Consider the following 22,930-nt stretch of genomic DNA (forward strand, 5'->3'; position numbering starts at 1 on the left):
GTGTATTTGCCTGTTTGGCCATAGCTGCTAACGTCCCCAAAGCTCCGCTTTCTATAAAGGCGGCCGGACACATGCGGGCAAGGGGAATAAGAATAATGCAACCTGATTTCTGGAATGACAAACGTGCGGCGGGCGTTCCCAATGACATCGACCTCACCACCTACAAGTCGGTGATCGAAGTGTTCGAGCGGTCCTGCAAGGCGTTCGCCGACCGTCCGGCATTCAGCAACATGGGCATCACCCTCACGTACGCCGAGCTTGAACGCCAGAGCGCGGCGTTCGCCGGCTACCTGCAGCATCACACCGACCTCAAGCCCGGCGAGCGCATCGCGGTGCAGATGCCCAACGTGCTGCATTACCCGATTGCCGTGTTCGGCGCGCTGCGCGCCGGGCTGATCGTGGTCAACACCAACCCGCTGTACACCCCGCGTGAGATGCGCCACCAGTTCAAGGATGCCGGCGTGCGCGCGCTGGTCTACCTCAACCTGTTCGGTTCACGGGTGCAGGAGGTGTGCGCGGACACCGAGATCGACTACCTGATCGAAGCGAAAATGGGCGACTTCCTGCCCGCGGTCAAAGGCTGGCTGGTCAACACCGTCGTCGACAAGGTCAAGAAGATGGTCCCGGCCTACCACCTGCCGCGCGCCGTGTCGTTCAAGCGCGCGCTGCGCATGGGGGCGGGCCTGGGCGTGACCCGCCACCCGGTGACCCTGGATGACATCGCCGTGTTGCAATACACAGGCGGCACCACCGGCCTGGCCAAGGGCGCGATGCTGACCCACGGCAATCTGGTCGCCAATATGCAGCAGGCGCGGGCGTGCATGTCCCAGGTCAGCGACAACGGTCAGCCGCTGGTGCGCGAAGGGCAGGAGGTGATGATTGCGCCGCTGCCGCTGTACCACATCTATGCCTTCACCGCGAACTGCATGTGCATGATGGTGACCGGCAACCACAACGTGCTGATCACCAACCCCCGCGACATCGGTGGGTTTATCAAGGAGTTGAAAAAATGGCGGTTCTCCTGCCTGCTGGGGTTGAACACCCTGTTTGTGGCGCTGATGGACCACCCGGACTTCAAGACCCTGGATTTCTCCCACCTCAAGATCACCAATTCCGGCGGTACTGCCCTGGTCAAGGCCACCGCCGAGCGCTGGAAGGCCCTGACCGGCTGCACCATCGGCGAAGGCTACGGCCTGACCGAAACCTCGCCGGTGGCCAGCACCAATCCTTACGGCAGCCAGTCGCGGCTGGGCACCGTGGGCATGCCGGTGCCGGGTACGGCGATGAAAGTGATCGATGACGAAGGCCACGAATTGCCCCTGGGGGAGCGCGGCGAATTGTGCATCAAGGGCCCGCAGGTGATGAAAGGCTACTGGCAACAGCCGGCGGCAACCGCCGAAACCCTGGATGCCGAGGGCTGGCTGAAAACCGGGGATATCGCGGTGATCGACAGCGACGGTTTTGTGAGCATCGTCGACCGCAAGAAAGACCTGATCATCGTGTCCGGTTTCAACGTATACCCCAACGAAATCGAAGACGTGGTAATGGCCCACCCGGCGGTGGCCAGTTGTGCGGTGATCGGCGTGCCGGACGAGCGCACCGGGGAAGCGGTAAAGCTGTTCGTGGTAGCGCGTTCTCAGGGCGTTAGCCTTGAAGAACTGAAGGCCTACTGCAAGGCCAACTTCACCGGCTACAAAGTGCCCAAGCACATCGTCTTGCGTGAGTCGTTGCCGATGACGCCGGTGGGCAAGATCCTGCGCAGGGAGCTGCGCGAGATCGCCTGACCGCGAAGTGAAATGCAATCAAAATGTGCAAGGGGGCTTGCCCCCGATGGCGGTGGAACAGTCAGCATTTGTATCGACTGATCCACTGCCATCGGGAGCAGGCCCCCTCTCACATTCGTCTGTGTTTAACCTGTCAAGCCCTGTTCTAGAGCCTTTTCAGGTCGTATAGAATTTTTGCTCTAAAAATGACTATTGGATATTCTTGAGTCATGTTTATGACTGTAGGGGCCTCTTTTGGCTCTAGTCGGCCCTCGGCAAAGCTGCTACTCTCGGCGCGCTTTGTGACCTCTCGGCCTGCTTGAACGCGCCGGACTCACCTAAAAAAACATACACCAATAATAATCGCATCAAATGCGATGATGAATTCGCGTCGCTGAGGAGTGGGCTTCCATGAACGAAGACTTTTGGAAGGATAAGTACCCCGCCGGGATTGCTGCAGACATCAATCCAGACGAGTATCCAAATATTCAGGCGGTACTGAAACAGTCCTGCCAGCGCTTCGCCAACAAACCGGCTTTCAGCAACCTGGGCAAGACAATCACCTACGGTGAATTGTACGAACTGTCCGGCGCCTTTGCCGCTTACCTGCAACAGCATACCGACTTGAAGCCAGGCGATCGAATCGCCGTGCAACTGCCCAACGTCCTGCAATACCCGGTCGCTGTGTTCGGTGCCATCCGCGCCGGCCTGATCGTGGTCAACACCAACCCGCTGTACACCGCGCGGGAAATGGAACACCAGTTCAACGATTCCGGCGCCAAAGCGCTGGTGTGCCTGGCCAACATGGCTCACCTGGCGGAAAAGGTCGTGCCCAAGACCGCCGTCAAGCATGTGATCGTCACCGAAGTCGCCGACCTGCTACCGCCGCTCAAGCGCCTGCTGATCAACAGCGTCATCAAGTACGTGAAAAAGATGGTCCCGGCGTATCACTTGCCCCAGGCCGTCAAGTTCAACGACGTGCTCGCCAAAGGCCGTGGCCAACCGGTCAGCGACGCCAGTCCGCTCAGCAGCGATGTGGCCGTGCTGCAATACACCGGCGGCACCACCGGCGTGGCCAAGGGCGCGATGCTGACCCACCGCAACCTGGTGGCCAACATGCTGCAGTGCAAGGCGCTGATGGGCTCAAACCTCAATGAAGGTTGCGAGATCCTGATCACGCCGCTGCCGCTGTACCACATCTACGCGTTCACCTTTCACTGCATGGCGATGATGCTGATCGGCAACCACAACATCCTTATCAGCAACCCGCGCGACCTGCCGGCGATGGTCAAGGAACTGTCGAAGTGGAAGTTCAGTGGCTTTGTCGGCCTGAACACGTTGTTCGTGGCGCTGTGCAACAACGAGGCTTTCCGCAAGCTGGACTTCTCCGCACTGAAAGTCACCCTGTCGGGCGGCATGGCCCTGCAATTGGCGGCGGCCGAGCGCTGGAAAGCCGTGACCGGTTGCGGCATCTGTGAGGGTTACGGCATGACCGAGACCAGCCCGGTGGCCACAGTCAACCCGATCCAGCATATCCAGATCGGCACCATCGGCATTCCGGTGCCCTCGACGGTGTGCAAGGTCATTGCCGACGACGGCACCGAGCTGGCGCTGGGCGAAACCGGCGAATTGTGCGTCAAGGGCCCGCAAGTGATGAAGGGCTACTGGCAGCGCCAGGACGCCACCGACGAGATGCTCGACAGCGAAGGCTGGCTCAAGACCGGCGACATCGCGATCATCCAGCCCGATGGCTATATGCGCATTGTCGACCGCAAGAAGGACATGATCCTGGTCTCCGGCTTCAATGTGTACCCCAACGAGCTGGAAGACGTGCTGGCCGGCCTGCCGGGCGTGTTGCAATGCGCGGCCATCGGTGTGCCGGACGAGAAATCCGGTGAGCACATCAAGCTGTTTATCGTGGTCAAGCCGGGCGCGACCCTGACCAAAGAGCAGGTCATGGAGCACATGCGCGCTAACGTTACCGGCTATAAGGTGCCCAAGGCCGTGGAATTCCGCGATGCCTTGCCGACTACCAACGTAGGCAAGATCCTGCGTCGCGAGTTGCGCGACGAAGAGCTGAAGAAGCTCGGGCTTAAAAAGTAATGCAATTCAAATGTGGGAGGGGGCCAAGCCACCTCCCACATTTTTTTGACTGCGGCTCTTACAGAGCGAACTGCGCGAAGCTCACACCTGCACCCGCCGGACGCACGTCCTTCAAGAACGAGTCCTTGTCCGCGCTCAGCTCCAAGGTGATCTCCGGCTTGCGCTTGCCCGCATTACGCACCACCAACCCTTCGAGTTTTTCACGCAGAAACGCCGTCGGCACCTTCAGGTGCAGCAACTGGTCGGATTCGGCGTTATGCATCAACAAGTGAATCCACTCGTACTGACCCACCGCAATCCGCGCCACCGGCAGATCGAACCACCAGATATTGCGTTTACGGTCCAGGTCGGTGAAATGGCAATTGTTGACGCCGAGTACGGCACCGCCCAATTCCTGGTTTCTGCGGGCAATGGCCTGTGCTTTATTGAGTTTCATAACCTTCCTACGGGATCTGTTATTCAGCGTAATAGCCTGAATGTGCCGCGCATTCTCGTGGGTTGGCCGCAAAACATAAAGCCCAACCTGTGCGCGACGATCAAATGCACGTTGAAATAATTGAAACTCTGCCGAACGGCCCCCGGTCAATCTTTAGGTAATGACCAAAAACCCTTGATTGTTCTTTCGGAGAAATACCATGGGCAGCACAGCGGATAAGGCAAAAGGTTTGGCCAACGAAGTGGTTGGTAACGTCAAGCAAGGTGTCGGCAAAGCGACCGATAACGACAAACTGCGTGCTGAAGGTGTGGTTCAAGAGAAGAAAGGCGAAGCCCAGCAGGCTGTCGGCAAGACCAAGGATGCCGTCAAAAAAGCCACTAAGTAATGCTGGCTTGGGCGGGTGCAAACCCGTCGTCCTGCGGCCATCCACGGATGGCCGTTTTTATGTCCTGCGCTGCAACTAAACTTTGGAAATTGTTTCAAAGTCGCCAGATGGGCTACTTTGAGGTAGAAAACGGCTCTTGAGTCGCCCACGATCTTTTCCTCTTTGCGGCGAAAGGAGACGCTATGATTTTTCCCGTACTTGATGGCCTCAAGCTGCACACCGTGCTGTTTCGCACCATCAAGGAATTCGTCGATGACGAAATGCCCACCTACGCGTCGGCGCTGGCTTACCAGATGCTGTTCTCGCTGTTTCCATTCCTGCTGTTTTTGATCGCCCTGATCGGTTTCCTGCACCTGCCGGACTTCTTCAGCTGGCTGCGCCTGCAATCGGAGCTGGTGCTGCCGCCCCAGGCGCTGGAGCAGGTCAACCCGGTGATCGACCAGCTGCAGCAATCCAAAGGTGGCCTGCTCTCGGTAGGTATCGTGATTGCACTGTGGACGGCCTCGGCCGGTGTTCGCCTGATGATGAGCGCGATGAACGCGGCCTACGACGTGGTCGAAGGTCGGCCGATCTGGAAGCGTTTTCCGCTGTCGATTTTTTATACCATCGGTATCGCCGGCATGCTGCTGGCCGCTGCCGCGCTGATGGTGCTCGGCCCTCAAGTGATGGAGTGGCTGGCGGGGCAGATCGGTATGCAGGAGTTCGTGGTGACCCTGTGGACCATCCTGCGCTGGCCGCTGATCGTGATCCTGCTGATGTTTGCCGTGGCGTTGATGTACTACGTGATGCCCGATGTCGAGCAGAAGTTTCGCTTTATCACGCCGGGCTCGGTGCTGGCGGTGGTGGTGTGGATCGTCGCCTCCCTGGGTTTTGGCTATTACGTCAAGACCTTCGCCGACTACAACGCCATGTATGGCAGCATCGGTGCGATCATTGTGTTGCTGCTGTACTTTTATATTTCCGCCGCGGTGCTGCTGCTGGGCGCGGAGATGAACGCCGTGATCGAACACATGTCAGCCGAAGGCAAGGAACCCGGGGCGAAGGATTTCGACGAGCCGCCGGCCTTGGAAAAACAGCACGTGTCCGGCCTTGGCCGTGACCACTCCATCAAGCCCACTACTGACGAAGTCTGATCGATGATCCGTGAAATCCTGAAAATGGGCGACGAACGCCTGCTGCGCATCGCCCCTCCGGTTCCGCCGGAGATGTTCGACAGCCCCGAGCTGTGGCAATTGATCGATGACATGTTCCAGACCATGGAACACGTAGGAGGTGTGGGCCTGGCCGCCCCGCAGATCGGCGTCGACCTGCAACTGGTGATCTTTGGCTTCGAGAGCAGCGAACGCTACCCGGACGCGCCACCCGTGCCCCAGACCATCCTGATCAACCCGTTGATCACGCCGCTCAGCCCGGTGCTCGAAGAGGGGTTTGAAGGCTGCCTGTCGGTGCCTGGCCTGCGTGGCGCGGTGAACCGCTACCAGCAGATCCGCTATGAAGGTTTCGACCCCAAGGGCGAGCCTATCGTGCGCTTTGCCGATGGTTTCCATGCGCGGGTGGTGCAACACGAATGCGACCATCTGATCGGCCGCTTATACCCGTCGCGCATCACCGACTTCAGCAAGTTCGGTTTCATCGACGTGATGTTCCCGGAGCTGGATCCCACTACGGCCGATTAAACAAAGAAATGCCGATCAGAATGTGGGAAGGAGCTTGCCCAGTAGCCTTAGTTAGCTGCACATAATCCAAGCCTGCTCACCACAGGGGATCGGCGCACAAAGTGGTTGTGGTGAGCGGGCTTGCCCCGCGCCGGGCCGCGAAGCGGCCCTCTCTCCAGACACAGCGGTGTGCCAGACAAAAAACATGGGCCATTCCCTGCCTGTCACCGGCTATCCGAGGGCGACCTCACTCCCGATTCCAAGCCCATCGCGATCATCGGTTTGTTGCGCTTGTAACGCACCAGCCGCTCGCTGAGGGACTGCGGCAATCGCGTGTCCTGGGTAAAGCCCATCCGCTGATACAACCGCTCCAAGTCAGGATGGCACAACAACCATACCGTGCCCTCGGCTGACGCGACTGCCTCACGGATCAACCGCGCCGCCAAACCCTGGCCGCGATAATCCGGCGCCACAAATACGCCCGTCAGCCACTGCCCGCCCACTACGGGGGTCAGGCACAACCCGGCGACAATGTCGCCATCGCGCGCCACCCATAAACGCCCGCCCTTGAGCGCCTTCATCGATGAGTCGTGGCGGCGGTAAAATTTGTTCAGCAGCGGCCACAGGGGCGCTGGCAGTGGCTCAATGGACAACTCGGGCATGGTATTCAAGCAGGCGTCGTGAGGGGGCCAGGATTATAAGCGCCTTCTGCCGGGCAATAGGTGGTATACCCAATGCTGCATCCCTTCACAGCGGAGTACGCAACATGGCCAAAGGTATGGATTCAAAGAAAGCCGCGAAGAAAAAACCGGCAAAGACCGCCGATGAAAAACGCGCAGACAAGAAAGCCAAGAAATCCGAAACAGGTCTGTTCGGGCACTGATCCGCAAACGCCTGTTCGCTCAAGGGCGAGCAGGCTTGCGAAGTCGTTCGATGGCACGATCATCCGGGAATGGCCGCAGCGTTCGTGAGTGCTTAAAAACCTCGCGGCCAGTGACGTCAGATGGCCGCCAAGGTCTCTTTCAGCGCTTGCGCCTGAGGCGCAGCCGTCTTCGCCGCTACTTGCTGTTCCTGCTGCTGCTTCAAGCGTTCAGCCACCTGCTTGGAAATCGCGTCCTGCTTTTCCTGCGACATGTTCTGCACATCCGCCTCGGTCAGCCCCTGTTCCTTGAGCAATTGCTCACGGATACGTTCGGCCGGAGATTTGCTCATGTACTCAGTGAACTCCGCGCGTGCGCCGGACGTAGCGTTGGTGGCCGGCACATCGCTGGTGGTACTGGTCTGCAATTGCACACGGGTTTTGGCGAAGGCTTCATCGATACGATCGGTGGCCTTGTCCAGTTCCTTTTGCGCGGCCGGTACGGTCACGGCTTGTTGCGCCGCTTGCAAAGCGCCGCTGTACAGTGCGCTGGCGGCGGCGTTGGCGGGGTCCATGTCGGGGCGCTTGATCTGTTGAACGGTCGACACGGCTTGGGTGTTGTTGTTTACCAGCATGATCGTCACCTGTGAAATGTTCGTTGCCACAGCTGGAGCAAATAGCATGCCGAGTGCCGGCACCCCGGTTTTGTTGGGGCGGCGCGCCGTCGGCGGCAAAACTTATCCCACCGACGGCCAACCGTTGCCGTCAATGGGCGATATGTTCCAGGGCCAGGTTGCGCGTGCGTGGCCCGAACCAACTGATGGTGATCATCACGATCAACATGCTGCTGGCGATAAACGCCAGTACACCGGGCGTGCCCAAGTGCTCGAGAATGAACCCGATCAACAGACTGCTGAACACTGTCGACAAGCGGCTGAACGAATAACAGAACCCCACCGCGCGCGCGCGAATATTGGTTGGGAACAGTTCGCTCTGGTACGAGTGATAACTGAAGCTCAGCCAGGCATTGCAGAACGTGATCATCACCCCGCAGAACACCAGCCCCACCGCCGTGGTCTGTAGCGCGAACAGGCTGCCGAAGATTACCGCGCCCATGGCCGAGCCGACGATCTGCCACTTGTTCTCAAAGCGGTTGGCCACCTTCACGAACAGCAACGGCCCCAGCGGATAGGCGAGGGTGATGATAAACGCGTACAGCAAACTGTGGGTCACACTCACGCCCTGGCCCGACAGCAACGCCGGCAACCAATTGCCAAAGCCGAAAAAACCGATGGCCTGGAACACATGGAACACGATCAGCATCAACGCCCGGCGTCGGTACGGCGGCTGCCAGATATCGGCAAAACGCCCGCTGCCCTGCACGCTGACGGCCTCTGGCTCGGGCTCGTCCAGCGGTTTGCCGTGATCCTGGCGGCAGTGCTTCTCCAGGTTGTCCATGATCTGCCCGGCCTCGTCGAAGCGGCCTTGTTGCGCGAGCCAACGCGGTGATTCCGGCAAACGCTTGCGCAGTTGCCAGATAAACAGTGCAAACACCGCACTGGTCAGCACCACCCAACGCCAACCGGCGATCCCGAATGGCGCCTGGGGCACCAGCCACCACGACATCAGCGCCACGGCGGGCACCGACAGAAACTGGATAAAAAACGCGAAGGCAAACGCTGAGCTGCGCATGCGCTTGGGCACCAGTTCCGAGAGGTAGGCGTCGATCGTCACCAGCTCGATGCCCAGGCCGATGCCCACCAGAAAACGCATGCCGATAATGCCCAGGGCGGAGGTCTGGATGCCCATCAACACCGTGGCCACCGTGTACCAGATCAGCGCAAAGGTGAAGATCGCCCGGCGCCCGAAGCGGTCGGCAATCGGACTGAGCAGGCTGGCGCCGAGGAACAGGCCCAGAAAGGTCGCGGAGGCGAACGCGGCCTGGTCGGAGAAACCGAACACACCCTCGCTGCCGGTGTGGAAAATTCCATCGCTGATCAGACCTGGGCTGATGTAGGCAGTCTGGAACAGGTCATACAACTCAAAAAAACCACCGATCGACAGCAGCGCCACCAGGCGCCAGACGGTGGCGACGGCGGGCAGGCGGTCGATGCGCGCGCTGATATGGGCAGCGCGCAACGGGTCGATGCCGTCGGTGGCTGAGGCGGTGAGGGTCGACATGGTTGAGATTCCAGGGGCAGTGACCTGGAATCTTAGCCGGCTAACGGAAACTGCTGCTTGTTAAGTTGCAGGTGGCGCCGAGCACATTTGGCGATTAATTGCGCATAAGGCGCATGGCTTAAGGTTTTATGGCGTGACGATCAATTATGACCATCAAGGGCGAATGCCTTGAAGCCCGCATGCTGGCTGAGCCTGTCGTAATAGGCCGCCACCGCGGGAAAGGGCGGATGCTCCATCGGCGTCATGCGCCAGCGGTGCACCGACAGGCCGATAAGGATGTCGGCCAGGGTAAATTCATCACCGGCGACGTAGGCCTGCGTCTTGGTCAACTGTTGTTCGAGGATGGCCATCTTGTCGTTCCAGCCTTGCACACCGGCCTGGATGCGTTGCGGGTCCTGATAGTCCGGGTTTTTGCGCACCAAGGCATGGAACGCGTAGCCCCAGGACGGGTTCAGCTCGGTAGCCTGCCAATCCATCCACTGCTCCACCCGAGCCCTTGGCGCGGGCTCGGCGGGCAGCAGGTCATGCCGTTGGTATAGGCCGACCAGATAGCGGCAAATGGTATTGGATTCCCACAGCACGCCGTGGTCATCGATCAGCACCGGCACCTGGGCGTTGGGGTTCAGGGCCAGGAACTCGGCGGATTGAGTGGGTGTGTAGCCGATGCCCCAATCTTCACGCACGTAGTCGATGCCCAGTTCCTGGCAGGTCCAGAGCACTTTGCGCACGTTGATGGACGACGCGCGGCCCAAGATTTTCAGTGAGTGTCCCATGGTGCTTCCCTGGCGATGGAGAGAGGGACAATCTAGCAGGGGCGACAAGCGACGGCGATATCTCTAAGTGTGCACGGAAAAAAATGTGCGAAGGGGAGGGGCTCAACAGCGTGGGGCGTGCAGGTCCGCGGCCTTGCCGACCAGCAGTACGCTCAGCTCACTTAATTGATGAATGGCCAAGGCGACATCACGGTGTTTACCGGATAGGTCATTGGACAAATCAAGCAGCAAGGTGCTGACGGAACAGACGGTTTCGTAACTGTTGATCAACAGGGTTTCGATGGAGACATCGGGGATGACGGTGAAAAGCGTATGCGTGGGATGTGGGCTTTGCATGTTTAAGTACCTGATTTGGGCTGATACCTCATCGCTACTAAACGAGGGTGGCAGCTGTACGCAGGTTAGTAGACCGGTATCCCACACAAACCCGGCGCACCCGAAGGCGCCCTGCGCACAGCCACCATCAAGCATCGATAGGCTCATGCATCTTGTGTTGGGAGGCTCGGGCTACTAAACCCGATCACCGAGAATTCAGCGACCGGCAAACCTTAAAGATCGCCTCCCAGGCACACAAGCCGGCGGATTCTGACGTAAGCGTAGGCAAGCGGGCAAGGCGCTTACCGTAATGTCAGCCGCTTCCTACACCGGTCCTACGTGCTCTCCCGCACCCGCAACTCAAACCCCATATCCACCACCGGCTTGGCGATCTTGTTACCCGCCATGATCGTCAACAAATGCTCCGCCGCACGCCGGCCAATCGCTTCGCGCGGAGTGCTGATGCTGCTCAGGCGCGGCACCATGAAGGAGGAGGACGGCAAGTCGTTGAAACCCAGCACCGCCACTTGTTCGGGCACCTTGATGTTATGGCGCAGAGCTTCCAGCAATGCGCCCTGGGCCAAGTCGTCATTGCCGAAGAAAATCGCATCCACATCCGGATGGCTGGCCAGCAACTGCAGAAACAACTCGCCGCCCAGGCCCACGGAAGAGGGGCGCGGCGTCAGCAGTTCCAAGGCGGGGTCGTAGAGGCCGGCCTGTTGCAGCGCCCGGCGAAAGCCTTCGCCGCGCAGTAGGGTGCGTTGGTCCAGTTGCGCGCCGATGTACGCCAGGCGCTTGCGCCCACGGGCGATCAAGTGCGCCGCCGCCGTTTCACCGGCGACCAGTTGCGAGAAACCCACGCAGTTCACGCCGGCGTTGGGGTCCAGGTCCATCATGTAGACGCAGGGTACGTTGCTGGTCTCGACCATCCGTCGGGCGCTTTCGGTGCGGTCGAAGCCGGTCAGCAGCAGGCCTCGCGGCTGGTAGGCCATGTAATTGCGCAGCAGGTTTTCTTCTTCATCGCGCGAGTAGTGGGAGTTGCCGATCAACACTTCGAAGCCCTTGGGCCGCAGTACCTGATGAATGGCTTCGAGGGTTTCGATGAACAGCAGGTTGGACAGCGAAGGCACCAGCACCACCACCGAATGGCTCTGGGCCGAGGCCAATGCGCGGGCGGCAGGGTTGACCACGTAATTGAGTTCGGCGGCGGCGTGCCGGACTTTTTCCGCCAACTCCGTGGCCACGGTGCTGATGCCGCGCAGGGCGCGTGAGGCGGTGATAGGGCTGACGCCGGCCAGGCGGGCGACTTCGTTCAGGGTGGGGCGTCCCGTCGTGCGGGTATTTTTATCGTTCTTGGAGGTCATCAGGCGGCTTGCCAAACAAAAATCGAGGCACTAAGGTAGCGCTGTCTCCAAAAGGCTGCAAATACTTGAACGTTGGGTTGCCTGATCCTGTTCAAACCATTGGAGCGGATGCACGCGTCACTCCATAAAAAAAGACAAGACGGCGCGGGAAAAGCCTGTTTTTGCACTAGCCTTACAGCGTGCAAGGGTAGCGCTATCTGCGTCCTGAGGTGTTTCATGAGTCAACCAGTTACCGCCTTGGTCATCATGGGTGTTGCCGGCTGCGGCAAGACCAGTGTCAGCGAGGCCCTGTGCCGCCTTAACGGCGCCACCGCCATTGAAGGCGACAGCTTTCACCCCGCCGCCAACATCGAAAAGATGAGCGCAGGCCACCCCCTCAACGACGACGACCGCGCCGGCTGGCTCGACATCCTCTGCGATGAGCTGCGCCGCTCGCTCAAGGCCGGCCAACACCCGGTGCTCACCTGCTCGGCCCTCAAGAAAAAATACCGCGACCACCTGCGCGAAGCCGCGCCGGGCCTGGGGTTCGTGTTTCTGGAACTGACCCGTGAAGTGGCCGCCGACCGCGTGTCCCACCGCCCTGGGCACTTTATGCCGGCCAGCCTCATCGACAGCCAGTTCGCCACCCTCGAATCGCCCAAAGGCGAGCCGCTGACCCTGGCCCTCAACGCCAGCCGCGACAACGTCGAGCAACTCGCCGAGCAGACCAACGCCTGGTGGCTGGAACACGGTTTTGAACCATCCAAATAATTGTTTGCCGGACAAGATAGCGCTATCCCCGGCAACTCATTCAATACCCGCTTTAATAACAACAACAAACAGGAGAGACCCCCATGTTTGGCATGTCCCACGAGTCGTATCTGCTGCTTGATGCAGTGGTCACTATTATCGGGCTGATCGTCTTGATCACCCGTTTCAAGGTTCACCCGTTTATCGCGTTGATCATTGCGGCAGGTTTTCTCGGCCTGACCTCGGGCATGCCCGTGGACAAGATCATCAAGGCGTTCCAGGACGGTTTCGGCGGCGTGCTCGGCTTTGTCGGCATCATCCTCGCCCTGGGCACGATGCTCGGCAAGATGATGGCCGAATCCGGCGGCGCCGATCAGATCGCCCAGACCCTGATCCGCGCCTTCGGCAAGGAAAAGGTCCAGTGGGCCATGATGTTCGCCGCGTTTCTGGTGGGTATCCCACTGTTCTTCGAAATCGGCTTTGTGCTGCTGATCCCGCTGGTGTTTATCGTCGCGCGCCGCACCGGTGTGTCGCTGATCAAAATCGGCATTCCGTTGCTCGCCGGCCTGTCGGCGGTGCACGGCCTGGTGCCGCCGCACCCGGGCCCGCTGCTGGCCATCGGTGTGTTTGGCGCGGACATCGGCAAGACCATCCTGTACGGCCTGATCGTCGCACTGCCGACCGCCATCATCGCCGGCCCTATCTTCGGTACGTTCATCGCCAAGTACATTCCGGGCAACCCGTCCCAGGAACTGGTGGATCAACTGGCCCGCGAGCCGGAAAGCAAAGACCTGCCGAGCTTCAGCATTACCCTGATCACCGTGCTGTTGCCGGTGTTCCTGATGCTGCTCAAAACCTTCGCTGACATCGGCCTGCCGGACGGCCACATCGTGCGCAACTGGATGGATATGATCGGTCATCCGATCTCCGCCCTGCTGCTGGCGTTGCTGCTGTCGTTGTACACCTTTGGCAGCCGCCAGGGCATTCACTCCAAGCAGATCCTCAAACTGCTCGACGCCAGCCTTGCGCCGACCGCCGCGATCATCCTGATCATCGGTGCCGGTGGTGGCTTCAAGCAGATGCTGGTCACCAGCGGTGTAGGTGACGTGATCGGCCATATGGCCGTGACCGCGCAGATCAACCCGATTCTGCTGGCGTGGCTGGTGGCGGCGGTGATTCGCGTGGCCACCGGTTCGGCCACTGTGGCGACCATTACCGGCGCGGGCATCGTGGTGCCGGTGGTGGGCATGATTCCGGGGGTGAACCGCGAGCTGCTGGTGCTGGCGACGGGGGCGGGGTCGTTGATCCTGTCTCACGTCAACGATGCGGGGTTCTGGCTGGTCAAGCAGTACTTCAACATGACCGTGGCCGAGACCTTCAAGACCTGGACGGCGATGGAAACCATCCTGTCCGTGGTGGCGTTGATCTTCATCATGTTGCTGTCGTTGGTGGTCTAACAGGCACACCACAAGGCAAGGGTGAAAACCCAATCAAATGTGGGAGGGGGCAAGCCCCCTTCCACATTTTTAACTGCATTTTTGCAACACAAATGGCTAGGCTTTCTGGACCAGCCCATCCGCGCGGAACATCCCGCGAATCCCACGCACCGCCTGGCGAATGCGGTCCTGGTTCTCGATCAGCGCAAAGCGCACATGATCATCCCCATACTCGCCAAAGCCGATTCCCGGTGACACGCACACCTTGGCTTCCAGCAGCAGCTTCTTGGCAAACTCCAGCGAACCCATGGCGGCATACGCCTGCGGGATCTTCGCCCAGACGTACATCGACGCCTTCGGATTCTCGACCATCCAACCCAACTCATGCAGGCCCTTGACCAGCACATTGCGGCGTTGGCGGTATTGCTCGGCGATGTCTTTTACGCATTGCTGGTCGCCCTCCAATGCTGCAATCGCCGCCACCTGCAACGGTGTGAACGTGCCGTAGTCGTGGTAGCTCTTGATCCGTGCCAGGGCGTTGACCAGTTCCGGGTTGCCCACCATAAAGCCGATACGCCAGCCGGCCATGTTGTAGCTCTTGGACAGGGTGAAAAATTCCACCGCAATGTCCTTGGCGCCGGGCACCTGCATGATCGACGGGGCTTTCCAGCCGTCGTAGACGATATCGGCGTAGGCCAGGTCGTGGATCACCAGCACGTCATATTGCTTGGCCAGCGCAATCACACGTTCGAAGAAATCCAGCTCCACGCACTGCGCGGTGGGGTTGGACGGGAAACCGAGAATCATCATTTTCGGCTTGGGGATCGAACCGCGGATCGCCCGTTCCAGCTCGGCGAAGAAGTCCACGCCAGGCACCAGCGGCACCGAGCGCACCTGGGCGCCGGCAATCACGGCACCGTAGATGTGAATCGGGTAGCTGGGGTTGGGCACCAGCACGGTGTCGCCCTGGTCCAGGGTGGCCAGCATCAAGTGCGCCAGGCCTTCCTTGGAACCGATGGTCACGATGGCTTCGGTCTCGGGGTCGATATCCACTGCATAACGGTCCTTGTACCAGCGCGAGATCGCCCGGCGCAGGCGCGGTATGCCTTTGGAGGTGGAGTAACCGTGGGTGTCTTCACGCTGGGCCACTTGCACAAGTTTTTCAACGATGTGCGGCGGCGTGGCGCCGTCGGGGTTGCCCATGCTCAAGTCGATGATATCTTCGCCGCGCCGACGCGCAGCCATCTTCAGCTCGGCAGTGATATTGAACACGTAAGGGGGGAGTCGATCGATGCGCGCAAAGCGGCGCGGCGAACCTTGTTCGGCCATTGTTGCCTCGAGAGTACGTAAGCGCCCGGAACCGTCCGAGCGACGTCGGCCACTGCGGTGGCCTGCGGGGCAGACAATACGGTCGGTGATGGCCAGCTGTCCATATGCGTGGGAAAATTTTCTGCTTGGAGCAACGCATGGATATGCCCCTATACTCGACGCGGGTTTGTTCCCTCATAAGAAGGAGACTGTTCGTATGGATCAGCACAGAAAACAACCGTTGGCGCCGCGCATGGAAGCAGGCAAGGCCTTGGTGATCGCCGGTGTAAAAGGGCGTTATTCGAAGGCCACCATCGGCGATATCCCGCGGCTGTGGGAGTTGTTCGACAGTTGCATCAAGGACATCAAAAAACGTGTCGGCGGGTTCACCTACGGGGTGTGCCATAACCCCCACGACGGCGAATTCGATTACATGGCCGGCGTGGAAGTCCCGACCAAAAGCGAGGTGCCACGCAACTTTGACGTGATCGAAATTCCACCGCTCAACTATGCCGTGTTCCCGCATCACGGCCCGGTTCAGGCGTTGGAACAGACCTATGAACGCATCATGTTCGAATGGTTGCCGCACTCGGGCTACAAGGTGATGGGGGCGGATTTCGAGCGCTACAGCGCGGATTTTGATGCGCGCAAAGGCACGGGAACGGTGGAAATCTGGTTACCGATCGGAGAGCGGGGCTGAACCGGCAACCAATGTCGCGTAAACATGACATGGACCTCTGAACGTCATGTTTACGTGACTGTTATTGCTTCGGATGAAGTGCCCGGCTCAACCTGCGCTCGTAGCCAACCCGCCCCTTATAGGCCTCGCCGCTGTCCACCCACCCAAGCCCCAGATACAAGCCCATCGCCGCCACATTGTCCGTGTCCACCGACAACTCCAAGCCCTTGATCTGCGGCCATGCCTCCAGCGCCACCGCCGGCAACGCCTGCAGACACGCCTTGCCGAACCCGCGACCCTGTTGCCGGCGATCCACCTGCAAGGCATGCAGCGTAGCGCTGTGTTCATCGGCCCAATGGGGCAGGCACGGTGGGCGTTTGAGCAGGAGGAAGGCGACGGGGAAATCGTCGGCCAGCAGCGCAAAGCCTTTGACGCCGGGGCTGGGTTTAGCCAACAGGCTATTGAGCGCGCAATACATATCGCCGCAAAACGGCAACTGCTCAGGGTGAACTTCGATGGCGCTGACGTGCTGTTGTTGCATGGCAGTCAGCGCCGCGTAGTCGACGAGGCGGGTGTGCATCGAGGGTGTCCGAACGGCTGCAAGTAGGGGCGCAGTCTATCGGGTTTGGTGCAGCGACATTATTTTTCAACCGCGCCGTCCCACTTTAGTCGTCCCGATCATTCCAGCATTTTGCCCAACAACCAGCTCCCCGCCGGCCCCGGTGGATGATGCCGCGACCACAACGCATCCACCGCCACCGAGCGCGGCCAGCCGCGTGCTTTCAGCTCCACCAATTGGCCGCCGCCAAACCGTTCCACCAGCCAGCGCGGAATTGGCGCCCAGCCGAAACCCAATTGGGCCATCTCCAGCAGCATCAGGTAACTGGGGGCCGACCAGACGCGGCCGTTGGCGCGGGTTTCATTCGGGTTGATGATGCTGGCCAGACGCAGTTCGCGATGCTGTTGCAGGGCGTGCGCGGTGAGAGTGCCGAGGCGCGCCAGGGGATGTTTGGGGGACACGAACAGGGCAATTTCCGTGCGTTCTTCCACGGGCGCGCGCGTCAGGTCCGGTGGGTACACGTCCTGCTGTTCAATAAACGCGATCTGCGCGCGACCACTTTGCACCAGCGCGATCAGGTCCTCGCACTCGGCGATCAGGCATTCCAGCTCAAGGTCCGGGTAGCGTTGTTCGAATGCACTGAGGGCGACCTCGAAACGGTCGGACTGGTAGGTGTCCGACATCGCGATGCTCAGCTTAGGCTCCAGCCCCTGGGCCAGCTGGCTCGCCGCCAACTCAAGCCGGCTGCTGGCCTCCAGCACCTGCTCGGCGCGTTGCAGCAGCACATGGCCGGCGGGGGTGAGGGTCGGCTTGCGACTGCTGCGGTCAAACAGCACCACATCCAGGTCGATCTCCAGGCTCGCCACCGCCGCGCTGACGGTGGACTGGCTCTTGCCGAGCTTGCGCGCCGCCGCTGAAAACGAGCCTTGGGTAGCCGCCTGCACAAACGCCTGCAGCACTTCATGTGAGGCCATGACTATCGCCTTGATCGATGGTTATTGGTTATGAAGTATCGATTCAAAGGGTAATGATGGCAACCTTCCTCACTGTGGAGCCGGGTCATGAGCCCTAGCAAATCCCTTACCGAACGCGTGTGCCAGGCCATCGGTTTCGAAGCCCTGGCGTTGTTGATCTGTACGCCGTTGCTGGCCTGGATCATGGACAAGCCCGCCCTGGAAATGGGCATGGTCACCCTGGCGATCAGCGTGATGGCGCTGACATGGAACGTGATCTTCAACGGCCTGTTCGACCGCCTCAAAGTGCGCCTGCAGTTAGCCAACAACCCATGGACCCGCGTGCTCCATGCGTTGCTGTTCGAAGGCGGGCTGATCCTGGTATGCGTGCCGTTGATCGCGGCGTGGCTCAAGATCAGCCTGTTGCAGGCGTTCATCCTCGACATCGGTGTACTGCTGTTTTTTCTGCCGTACACCTACGTGTATCACTGGGGGTATGACGTGCTGCGCGAAAAACTCCTACAAAAACATACCGCCCGACGCCTCGATACGCTGCCCGGTGATCCAGTGGCTGCCGTCGGCGAGCAGGCTGGCGATCGCGCCACCGATATCGTCCGGTAAACCGGCGCGGCCCAGGGCGGTATTGCTGGCGACCATCGCGTTGAGGTCGGCGTTGTCGCGCACGGCGCCGCCACCGAAGTCGGTCTCAATCGCACCGGGGGCGAGGATGTTGACGCTGATGCCACGCCCGCCCAGCTCCTTGGCCTGGTAGCGGGTCAGCACTTCCATCGCGCCTTTCATCGCCGCGTAGGCTGCGTAGCCTGGCAAGCTGAAGCGCGCCAGGCCGCTGGAGACGTTGAGGATGCGACCACCGTCGCGGATCACCGGCAGCAGTTTCTGGGTCAGGAAAAACGGGCCCTTGAATTGGATCGCCAGCAGTTGGTCGAACTGCGCTTCGGTGGTCTCGGCGAAGCTGGCGTGAATGCCGATACCGGCATTGTTGATCAGAAAGTCGAAGCGATCCTGTGCGAAAACATCCTTGAGCACGCCAGCCACATCGCCGACGAAATCACCGAACGTCGCGCTCTGGCTCACATCCAGCTTCAGCATTGCGGCACGACCGCCCAATTGTTCGATCTGCATCAGCAGTGCCTGGGCTTCGTCGGCCTTGCTGTGGTAAGTGCCGATGATATCGACGCCCTGTGCGGCAAGGTGCAGCGCGGCGCTCTTGCCCAGGCCACGGCTGGCACCGGTGATAAGTGCGATTTTACGGGTCATGGTGCAGTCCTCTTCGGATGTGAATGTGGGACGGAGTGTATTTGTCCGTCTGTAACGTGATAAACAGAACGAAACCGGAATCACTGGCCGGATAAGGCGAACAATCCCATGAATAAACTTGAGTTGCTGCGCACCTTCGTACGCGTCACCGAGCTGTCGAGTTTTACCCAGGCCGGCGAGAGCCTGGGCCTGCCGCGTTCTACCGTGTCCGAGCATGTGCAGGCGCTGGAGGAACTGCTCGGCGCACGCTTGCTGCAACGCACTACGCGCAAGGTGCAAGCCACCCAGGACGGTCGCGTGTTGTACGAGCGCAGCAAGGATTTGCTGGCCCATATGGAGGAACTCGAGGGGCTGTTTCGCCAGGACGAAGCTCAGTTGGCCGGGCGGATACGCGTGGACATGCCCAACGCCCTGGCGCGGGAGTTGATTCTGCCGCGCCTGCCATCGTTCATGGACGCACACCCGCTGATCGAGCTGGAGATCAGCGCCACCGACCGCCAGGTCGACCTGCTCGCCGAAGGGTTCGACTGCGTGTTGCGCATCGGCGCGCAGCCGGATCAGACGGTGGTAGCCCGCTCGCTGTGCAGCCTGCCGATGATCAATTGTGTCAGCGCCAGCTACCTGCAGCGTTTTGGCGTGCCACACACCTTGGCCGACCTCGCCGACCATCACTTGGTGCATTACGTACGCCCGCTGGGATCACGTTCGGCGGGGTTCGAGTATCTGCAGGGCAATAAGGTGCAACGGCTTCCCATGAAGGGGCGGGTGACGGTCAACAGCACCGATGCGTACAAATCGGCTTGCCTGGGCGGCTTCGGGATTATCCAGGTGCCGACCCTGGGCATGGCCGACGAATTGGCTCGCGGTGAACTGGTGGCGATCCTGCCGGACTACCCGCCACCGCCGTTGGATGTGGCCCTGCTCTACGCCGGGCAACGGCATTTGCCCATGCGGGTGCGGGTGTTCATGGACTGGTTGGCCGCCATGGTGCAACCCCACCCGGATGTTTGATCAAGGTGCGTCAGAACAGGTTGGTGAACAGCCAGTACAGGCTGCCCGACAGAAGAATCGCCGCCGGCAACGTCAGCACCCAGGCCATCAGCAAATTGCGGATGGTCTTCATCTGCAAGCCACCGCCGTTGGCCACCATGGTGCCCGCCACGCCGGATGACAACACATGGGTAGTCGAGACCGGCAACCCATACATATCCGCCGCGCCGATGGTCAGCATCGCCACGGTTTCCGCCGCGGCGCCCTGGGCGTAGGTCATGTGGGTCTTGCCGATTTTCTCGCCTACCGTCACCACAATGCGCTTCCAGCCGACCATGGTGCCGAGGCCCAGGGCAATGGCCACGGCGATTTTCACCCACAGCGGGATAAAGCGCGTGGCATCGTCGATCTGCTGTTTGAACAGTTGCAGTTTGCCTTGGGTGTCAGCGTCGAAGTTGCCGACCTTGCCCTTGTCCATCAGGCGAATGGTTTCGCTGGTCAGGTACATATCATTGCGCACGTTGCCGACCGCTTCGGCGGGAACCCTGGCCAGGGAGCCGTAGCCTTTGACTTCATCGCCAATGTGGCCGGCGAGGGCGGCAAGGGCCGGCACCAGTTCCGGAGTGGCTTCCTTGGTGCGCACATACACCGACAGAATCGCGCGCGGGTCGCCTGGCGCGGCCTGCGGCGCGCTTTTGACCAGCGCGGCCTGGGTCACTTCGGCCACCGCCGCAAATTGCAACGATTGTTCGGCGGGCATGGTGCGGTTCAGGGCATAAGCCATCGGCAGGGTGCCGACCAGAATTAGCATGATCAGGCCCATGCCTTTCTGGCCGTCGTTGGAACCGTGGGCGAACGACACGCCGGTGCAGGTAGCGATCAGCATGCCGCGAATCCACCACGGCGGCGGGGTGTCGCCCTTGGGGGCTTTATACAGCGCGCGGTTTTTCACGAAGGCGCGCAGGGCCAGCAACAGCAAAGCGGCAAACACAAAGCCGATCAGGGGCGACAACAGCAACGCATAACCGATCTTGGTCGCCTGGCTCCAATCCACCCCGCTGGTGCCGTCGCGCCCATGCATCAAGGCGTTCGCCACGCCCACGCCGATAATCGAACCGATCAGGGTGTGGGATGACGACGCAGGCAACCCCAGCCACCAGGTGCCGAGGTTCCACAGAATCGCGGCGATCAGCAGCGCGAAAATCATGGCAAAGCCGGCCTTGGAGCCGACCTGCAGAATCAACTCCACCGGCAACAGGGCGATGATGCCGAACGCCACCGCGCCGCTGGAAAGCAGCACGCCGATAAAATTGAAAAAGCCCGACCATACCACCGCGAAGTGCGGCGGCAGCGAATTGGTGTAAATCACCGTGGCCACAGCGTTGGCGGTGTCATGGAACCCGTTGACGAACTCGAAGCCCAGGGCGATCAACAGTGCCACGCCCAGCAACAGGAATGGCGTCCAGGTGGTGACCTGTGCGCCCATCTCGTGCATGTCGTGCATCAGGCTGTAGGCGGTGAATAACAGGCCCATGGCAAGCACGGCGAAGAAAATGATCACCGTGACCAGGCCGGGTTTCTTGTCGAGCCGGGGTTTGGGGCCTGCCAGGGGGGCGGACGTGGAAGCAGTCAGGGAAGGGGTGGCCATGCCGGAGCATCCAGAGTGAGGAGGATGTCGCCCATGATCATTGCAGAATGTTACAGAGATGCTGCGGCACGTCAGTGTTTAGGTGATTGAAGGCGCCGTCGGTCCGCTCGTGCAGCCAGGGCAGGGCGCACTCAGTAGTCCTTGCGCTTGCGGAATGCCCAGCGTCCGGCAATCAAGGTAAACGTCGCCACCAGCGCCACCAGAATCCAGAACCCCTCCGGATCCTGGGAAAGCGGCACGCCGCCGACGTTCATGCCGAAGAAACCGGCGATGATGTTGATCGGCAGCGCCAGCACCGTCACTACGGTGAGGGTGAACAACGTGCGGTTGCTCTGCTCGTTGAGGTTGGCGGCGATCTCTTCCTGCAACAGCTTGATGCGTTCGCCCAGGGCCGTCAGGTCGTTGATGATCAGCGCGAACTCCTCGGTGGACTTGCGCAGCTCTTTGACGTCTTCCTTCTGCAACCACTGCGGCGGACGGTTGAGCAGCCGCAGCAGCGAGCCCGGTTCCAGCGCCAGCAAGCGTTGCAGGCGCACCAGCACCCGGCGCATGGCGCCCAGTTCGGCGCGGTTGGTGGACACGCGCGAGGAAAGCAACTGGTCTTCGATATGGTCCACGCTGATGCTGGTCTTGCGCACGATCTGCGTCAGCACCTCGCCCTGATCGCGCAGCAAATGCACGAGCAATTCCAGCGGCGAACGAAAGCGCTCACCGCCTTTGACCGACGAACGCAATTTATCCACCGAGTGCAGCGGTTGCAGGCGCGCACTGATCAACAGCCGGCTACGCGCACACACCCACAGCGTGGAAATATCCGAGGAGACCATGCTGCTGAAGTTGAATACCACATCGTTGACCACCGCCAGCAAGGCTGCGTCGACGTGTTCGATGCGCGTGGAGCGCGAGCCTTCATGCAGCGCTTCGAAGAACTCTTCGGGCAGCTGCAGGTGAGCCTTCATCCAACGCTCGCAGGCCGCGTGGGCCAGGTTCAGGTGCAGCCATAGGAATTCTTCCGAGTCGGCCGGTTGCTGCAGTGCTTGCAAGGCCGTGGCTGAGTCGATCTGCTCGCCTTTTTCACCTGGGCGAAAACGAAAACCGTAGAGCAAGCCAAACAGGTCAGAGTCCTGGTGGCTGTGGTCGATGCTGTGGTTCATGGAGGCTCGCAGAGAAAGCGTCTGTAGGACTTTTCACAGGTTCGCGTGGGCGAATCATTGCAGGGAGATTTGACAGTTTTGTGACGGCTCGGAGGGGCTGACCACCGGTCAGCTACGCTCAAGAAGCGTCTGGAACGGTCGATCCAACGTGTAAGCACCACTGTCGAAAGGGTTGGCGGGATGACAGGGATGTGGCTGTGCGTGCGCCTTTCTTCCTGTATCGAGGCTTTCCCCGATGAACGTTTTACGAGCTTCACTGAGAGCGCAGATTCTGTCGCTGCTCGGCGGGAGTCTGTTGGCGATGCTGTTGATCGCCCTGGCTTGTTTCAACTTCTTGTCCAATGGTGTGCAGAGCTATCGCA

The 22,930-nt window shown here is 60.3% G+C and carries 23 protein-coding genes; 10 read left to right on the forward strand and 13 right to left on the reverse strand.

The window, feature by feature from the left end; genetic code table 11:
* Positions 1-95 precede the first annotated feature (95 nt).
* Positions 96-1,784: a long-chain-fatty-acid--CoA ligase FadD2 gene (gene fadD2 / locus OSC50_RS04860; RefSeq protein WP_181080121.1), complete on the forward strand. Its 1,689-nt coding sequence runs from the start codon at positions 96-98 to the stop codon at positions 1,782-1,784.
* A gap of 390 nt (positions 1,785-2,174) precedes the next feature.
* A complete protein-coding gene (gene fadD1, locus OSC50_RS04865; RefSeq protein ID WP_181080122.1) occupies positions 2,175-3,866 on the forward strand; it encodes a long-chain-fatty-acid--CoA ligase FadD1 in 1,692 nt (563 codons plus the stop codon).
* Positions 3,867-3,924: 58 nt separating this feature from the next.
* On the opposite strand, the gene OSC50_RS04870 is transcribed toward fadD1, so the two are convergent.
* Entirely contained in the window at positions 3,925-4,302 is a 378-nt protein-coding gene (locus tag OSC50_RS04870) for a hypothetical protein (RefSeq protein ID WP_181080123.1), read from the reverse strand.
* Between the two features lie 199 nt (positions 4,303-4,501).
* On the opposite strand from OSC50_RS04870, the gene OSC50_RS04875 reads away from it, so the two are divergent.
* From OSC50_RS04875 to def, 3 genes are all read left to right on the forward strand, one after another.
* Positions 4,502-4,687, forward strand: a complete 186-nt coding sequence (locus tag OSC50_RS04875) for a CsbD family protein (RefSeq protein WP_266246499.1) — start codon at positions 4,502-4,504, stop codon at positions 4,685-4,687.
* Between the two features lie 182 nt (positions 4,688-4,869).
* Positions 4,870-5,820 (forward strand): YihY/virulence factor BrkB family protein, encoded by a 951-nt coding sequence (locus tag OSC50_RS04880; protein WP_253509092.1) that lies wholly within the window; start codon positions 4,870-4,872, stop codon positions 5,818-5,820.
* Between the two features lie 3 nt (positions 5,821-5,823).
* Positions 5,824-6,363 carry a peptide deformylase gene (gene def / locus OSC50_RS04885; RefSeq protein WP_181080126.1) on the forward strand — a complete coding sequence of 180 codons (540 nt, stop codon included), beginning with the start codon at positions 5,824-5,826 and terminating at the stop codon, positions 6,361-6,363.
* Positions 6,364-6,566: 203 nt separating this feature from the next.
* Here the strand turns inward: def and OSC50_RS04890 are convergent, their stop codons facing one another.
* The 6 genes from OSC50_RS04890 to gntR all read right to left on the reverse strand — a co-directional run bounded on the left by OSC50_RS04890 (position 6,567) and on the right by gntR (position 11,837).
* A complete protein-coding gene (locus tag OSC50_RS04890; RefSeq protein ID WP_266247511.1) occupies positions 6,567-7,004 on the reverse strand; it encodes a GNAT family N-acetyltransferase in 438 nt (145 codons plus the stop codon).
* Positions 7,005-7,341: 337 nt separating this feature from the next.
* On the reverse strand, positions 7,342-7,836 hold the full coding sequence (locus tag OSC50_RS04895; RefSeq protein ID WP_181080127.1) for a hypothetical protein: 495 nt from the start codon (positions 7,834-7,836) through the stop codon (positions 7,342-7,344).
* 130 nt (positions 7,837-7,966) lie between these two features.
* Positions 7,967-9,382 (reverse strand): MFS transporter, encoded by a 1,416-nt coding sequence (locus tag OSC50_RS04900; protein WP_253509089.1) that lies wholly within the window; start codon positions 9,380-9,382, stop codon positions 7,967-7,969.
* Positions 9,383-9,522: 140 nt separating this feature from the next.
* On the reverse strand, positions 9,523-10,155 hold the full coding sequence (locus OSC50_RS04905) for a glutathione S-transferase family protein (protein WP_266246498.1): 633 nt from the start codon (positions 10,153-10,155) through the stop codon (positions 9,523-9,525).
* Positions 10,156-10,257: 102 nt separating this feature from the next.
* The gene (locus tag OSC50_RS04910; RefSeq protein ID WP_253509085.1) at positions 10,258-10,491 is read right to left on the reverse strand and encodes a DUF6124 family protein; all 234 of its coding nucleotides are present in this window, start codon (positions 10,489-10,491) and stop codon (positions 10,258-10,260) included.
* A gap of 314 nt (positions 10,492-10,805) precedes the next feature.
* Complete coding sequence (gntR, locus tag OSC50_RS04915) at positions 10,806-11,837, reverse strand: HTH-type transcriptional regulator GntR (protein WP_181080171.1); 1,032 nt, start codon at positions 11,835-11,837, stop codon at positions 10,806-10,808.
* A gap of 213 nt (positions 11,838-12,050) precedes the next feature.
* Between gntR and OSC50_RS04920 the strand changes: the two genes are divergently transcribed.
* Together OSC50_RS04920 and OSC50_RS04925 are read left to right on the forward strand one after the other, a co-directional pair.
* Positions 12,051-12,584: a gluconokinase gene (locus tag OSC50_RS04920; protein WP_181080131.1), complete on the forward strand. Its 534-nt coding sequence runs from the start codon at positions 12,051-12,053 to the stop codon at positions 12,582-12,584.
* An 83-nt stretch (positions 12,585-12,667) separates the two neighbouring features.
* Positions 12,668-14,020, forward strand: a complete 1,353-nt coding sequence (locus OSC50_RS04925) for a GntP family permease (protein ID WP_181080132.1) — start codon at positions 12,668-12,670, stop codon at positions 14,018-14,020.
* Between the two features lie 96 nt (positions 14,021-14,116).
* Here the strand turns inward: OSC50_RS04925 and alaC are convergent, their stop codons facing one another.
* On the reverse strand, positions 14,117-15,328 hold the full coding sequence (alaC, locus tag OSC50_RS04930; RefSeq protein WP_181080133.1) for an alanine transaminase: 1,212 nt from the start codon (positions 15,326-15,328) through the stop codon (positions 14,117-14,119).
* 196 nt (positions 15,329-15,524) lie between these two features.
* Between alaC and OSC50_RS04935 the strand changes: the two genes are divergently transcribed.
* Entirely contained in the window at positions 15,525-16,007 is a 483-nt protein-coding gene (locus OSC50_RS04935) for a GyrI-like domain-containing protein (protein ID WP_266246497.1), read from the forward strand.
* Between the two features lie 61 nt (positions 16,008-16,068).
* Here the strand turns inward: OSC50_RS04935 and OSC50_RS04940 are convergent, their stop codons facing one another.
* Positions 16,069-16,566 (reverse strand): GNAT family N-acetyltransferase, encoded by a 498-nt coding sequence (locus OSC50_RS04940; protein ID WP_266246496.1) that lies wholly within the window; start codon positions 16,564-16,566, stop codon positions 16,069-16,071.
* A 98-nt stretch (positions 16,567-16,664) separates the two neighbouring features.
* Complete coding sequence (locus OSC50_RS04945; protein WP_266246495.1) at positions 16,665-17,519, reverse strand: LysR family transcriptional regulator; 855 nt, start codon at positions 17,517-17,519, stop codon at positions 16,665-16,667.
* Positions 17,520-17,606: 87 nt separating this feature from the next.
* Between OSC50_RS04945 and OSC50_RS04950 the strand changes: the two genes are divergently transcribed.
* The gene (locus tag OSC50_RS04950; RefSeq protein ID WP_181080137.1) at positions 17,607-18,119 is read left to right on the forward strand and encodes a multidrug/biocide efflux PACE transporter; all 513 of its coding nucleotides are present in this window, start codon (positions 17,607-17,609) and stop codon (positions 18,117-18,119) included.
* Here the strand turns inward: OSC50_RS04950 and OSC50_RS04955 are convergent.
* Complete coding sequence (locus tag OSC50_RS04955) at positions 18,018-18,776, reverse strand: SDR family NAD(P)-dependent oxidoreductase (protein WP_266246494.1); 759 nt, start codon at positions 18,774-18,776, stop codon at positions 18,018-18,020. The two genes, OSC50_RS04950 and OSC50_RS04955, sit on opposite strands and share 102 nt — an antisense overlap.
* Before the next feature lie 108 nt (positions 18,777-18,884).
* Here OSC50_RS04955 and OSC50_RS04960 point away from each other — a divergent pair, with 108 nt between their 5' ends.
* Positions 18,885-19,787, forward strand: coding sequence for a LysR family transcriptional regulator (locus tag OSC50_RS04960; RefSeq protein ID WP_266246492.1), 903 nt, complete (start codon positions 18,885-18,887; stop codon positions 19,785-19,787).
* A 10-nt stretch (positions 19,788-19,797) separates the two neighbouring features.
* Here OSC50_RS04960 and OSC50_RS04965 read toward each other — a convergent pair whose 3' ends face one another.
* Together OSC50_RS04965 and OSC50_RS04970 are read right to left on the reverse strand one after the other, a co-directional pair.
* Entirely contained in the window at positions 19,798-21,414 is a 1,617-nt protein-coding gene (locus OSC50_RS04965; protein WP_266246491.1) for an inorganic phosphate transporter, read from the reverse strand.
* Positions 21,415-21,545: 131 nt separating this feature from the next.
* The gene (locus OSC50_RS04970; protein WP_181080141.1) at positions 21,546-22,568 is read right to left on the reverse strand and encodes a transporter; all 1,023 of its coding nucleotides are present in this window, start codon (positions 22,566-22,568) and stop codon (positions 21,546-21,548) included.
* Positions 22,569-22,930 lie beyond the last annotated feature (362 nt).

It is taken from the genome of Pseudomonas quebecensis (assembly GCF_026410085.1).
In the GTDB taxonomy this organism is placed as follows: domain Bacteria; phylum Pseudomonadota; class Gammaproteobacteria; order Pseudomonadales; family Pseudomonadaceae; genus Aquipseudomonas; species Aquipseudomonas quebecensis.

Excerpts from the sequence above, each read along its gene's own strand:
- fadD2 (WP_181080121.1), top strand. The coding sequence starts at position 96 with ATGCAACCTGATTTCTGGAATGACAAACGTGCGGCGGGCGTTCCCAAT.
- fadD1 (WP_181080122.1), top strand. The coding sequence starts at position 2,175 with ATGAACGAAGACTTTTGGAAGGATAAGTACCCCGCCGGGATTGCTGCA.
- OSC50_RS04870 (WP_181080123.1), bottom strand. The coding sequence starts at position 4,302 with ATGAAACTCAATAAAGCACAGGCCATTGCCCGCAGAAACCAGGAATTG.
- OSC50_RS04875 (WP_266246499.1), top strand. The coding sequence starts at position 4,502 with ATGGGCAGCACAGCGGATAAGGCAAAAGGTTTGGCCAACGAAGTGGTT.
- OSC50_RS04880 (WP_253509092.1), top strand. The coding sequence starts at position 4,870 with ATGATTTTTCCCGTACTTGATGGCCTCAAGCTGCACACCGTGCTGTTT.
- def (WP_181080126.1), top strand. The coding sequence starts at position 5,824 with ATGATCCGTGAAATCCTGAAAATGGGCGACGAACGCCTGCTGCGCATC.
- OSC50_RS04890 (WP_266247511.1), bottom strand. The coding sequence starts at position 7,004 with ATGCCCGAGTTGTCCATTGAGCCACTGCCAGCGCCCCTGTGGCCGCTG.
- OSC50_RS04895 (WP_181080127.1), bottom strand. The coding sequence starts at position 7,836 with ATGCTGGTAAACAACAACACCCAAGCCGTGTCGACCGTTCAACAGATC.
- OSC50_RS04900 (WP_253509089.1), bottom strand. The coding sequence starts at position 9,382 with ATGTCGACCCTCACCGCCTCAGCCACCGACGGCATCGACCCGTTGCGC.
- OSC50_RS04905 (WP_266246498.1), bottom strand. The coding sequence starts at position 10,155 with ATGGGACACTCACTGAAAATCTTGGGCCGCGCGTCGTCCATCAACGTG.
- OSC50_RS04910 (WP_253509085.1), bottom strand. The coding sequence starts at position 10,491 with ATGCAAAGCCCACATCCCACGCATACGCTTTTCACCGTCATCCCCGAT.
- OSC50_RS04920 (WP_181080131.1), top strand. The coding sequence starts at position 12,051 with ATGAGTCAACCAGTTACCGCCTTGGTCATCATGGGTGTTGCCGGCTGC.
- OSC50_RS04925 (WP_181080132.1), top strand. The coding sequence starts at position 12,668 with ATGTTTGGCATGTCCCACGAGTCGTATCTGCTGCTTGATGCAGTGGTC.
- alaC (WP_181080133.1), bottom strand. The coding sequence starts at position 15,328 with ATGGCCGAACAAGGTTCGCCGCGCCGCTTTGCGCGCATCGATCGACTC.
- OSC50_RS04935 (WP_266246497.1), top strand. The coding sequence starts at position 15,525 with ATGGATCAGCACAGAAAACAACCGTTGGCGCCGCGCATGGAAGCAGGC.
- OSC50_RS04940 (WP_266246496.1), bottom strand. The coding sequence starts at position 16,566 with ATGCACACCCGCCTCGTCGACTACGCGGCGCTGACTGCCATGCAACAA.
- OSC50_RS04945 (WP_266246495.1), bottom strand. The coding sequence starts at position 17,519 with ATGGCCTCACATGAAGTGCTGCAGGCGTTTGTGCAGGCGGCTACCCAA.
- OSC50_RS04950 (WP_181080137.1), top strand. The coding sequence starts at position 17,607 with ATGAGCCCTAGCAAATCCCTTACCGAACGCGTGTGCCAGGCCATCGGT.
- OSC50_RS04955 (WP_266246494.1), bottom strand. The coding sequence starts at position 18,776 with ATGACCCGTAAAATCGCACTTATCACCGGTGCCAGCCGTGGCCTGGGC.
- OSC50_RS04960 (WP_266246492.1), top strand. The coding sequence starts at position 18,885 with ATGAATAAACTTGAGTTGCTGCGCACCTTCGTACGCGTCACCGAGCTG.
- OSC50_RS04965 (WP_266246491.1), bottom strand. The coding sequence starts at position 21,414 with ATGGCCACCCCTTCCCTGACTGCTTCCACGTCCGCCCCCCTGGCAGGC.
- OSC50_RS04970 (WP_181080141.1), bottom strand. The coding sequence starts at position 22,568 with ATGAACCACAGCATCGACCACAGCCACCAGGACTCTGACCTGTTTGGC.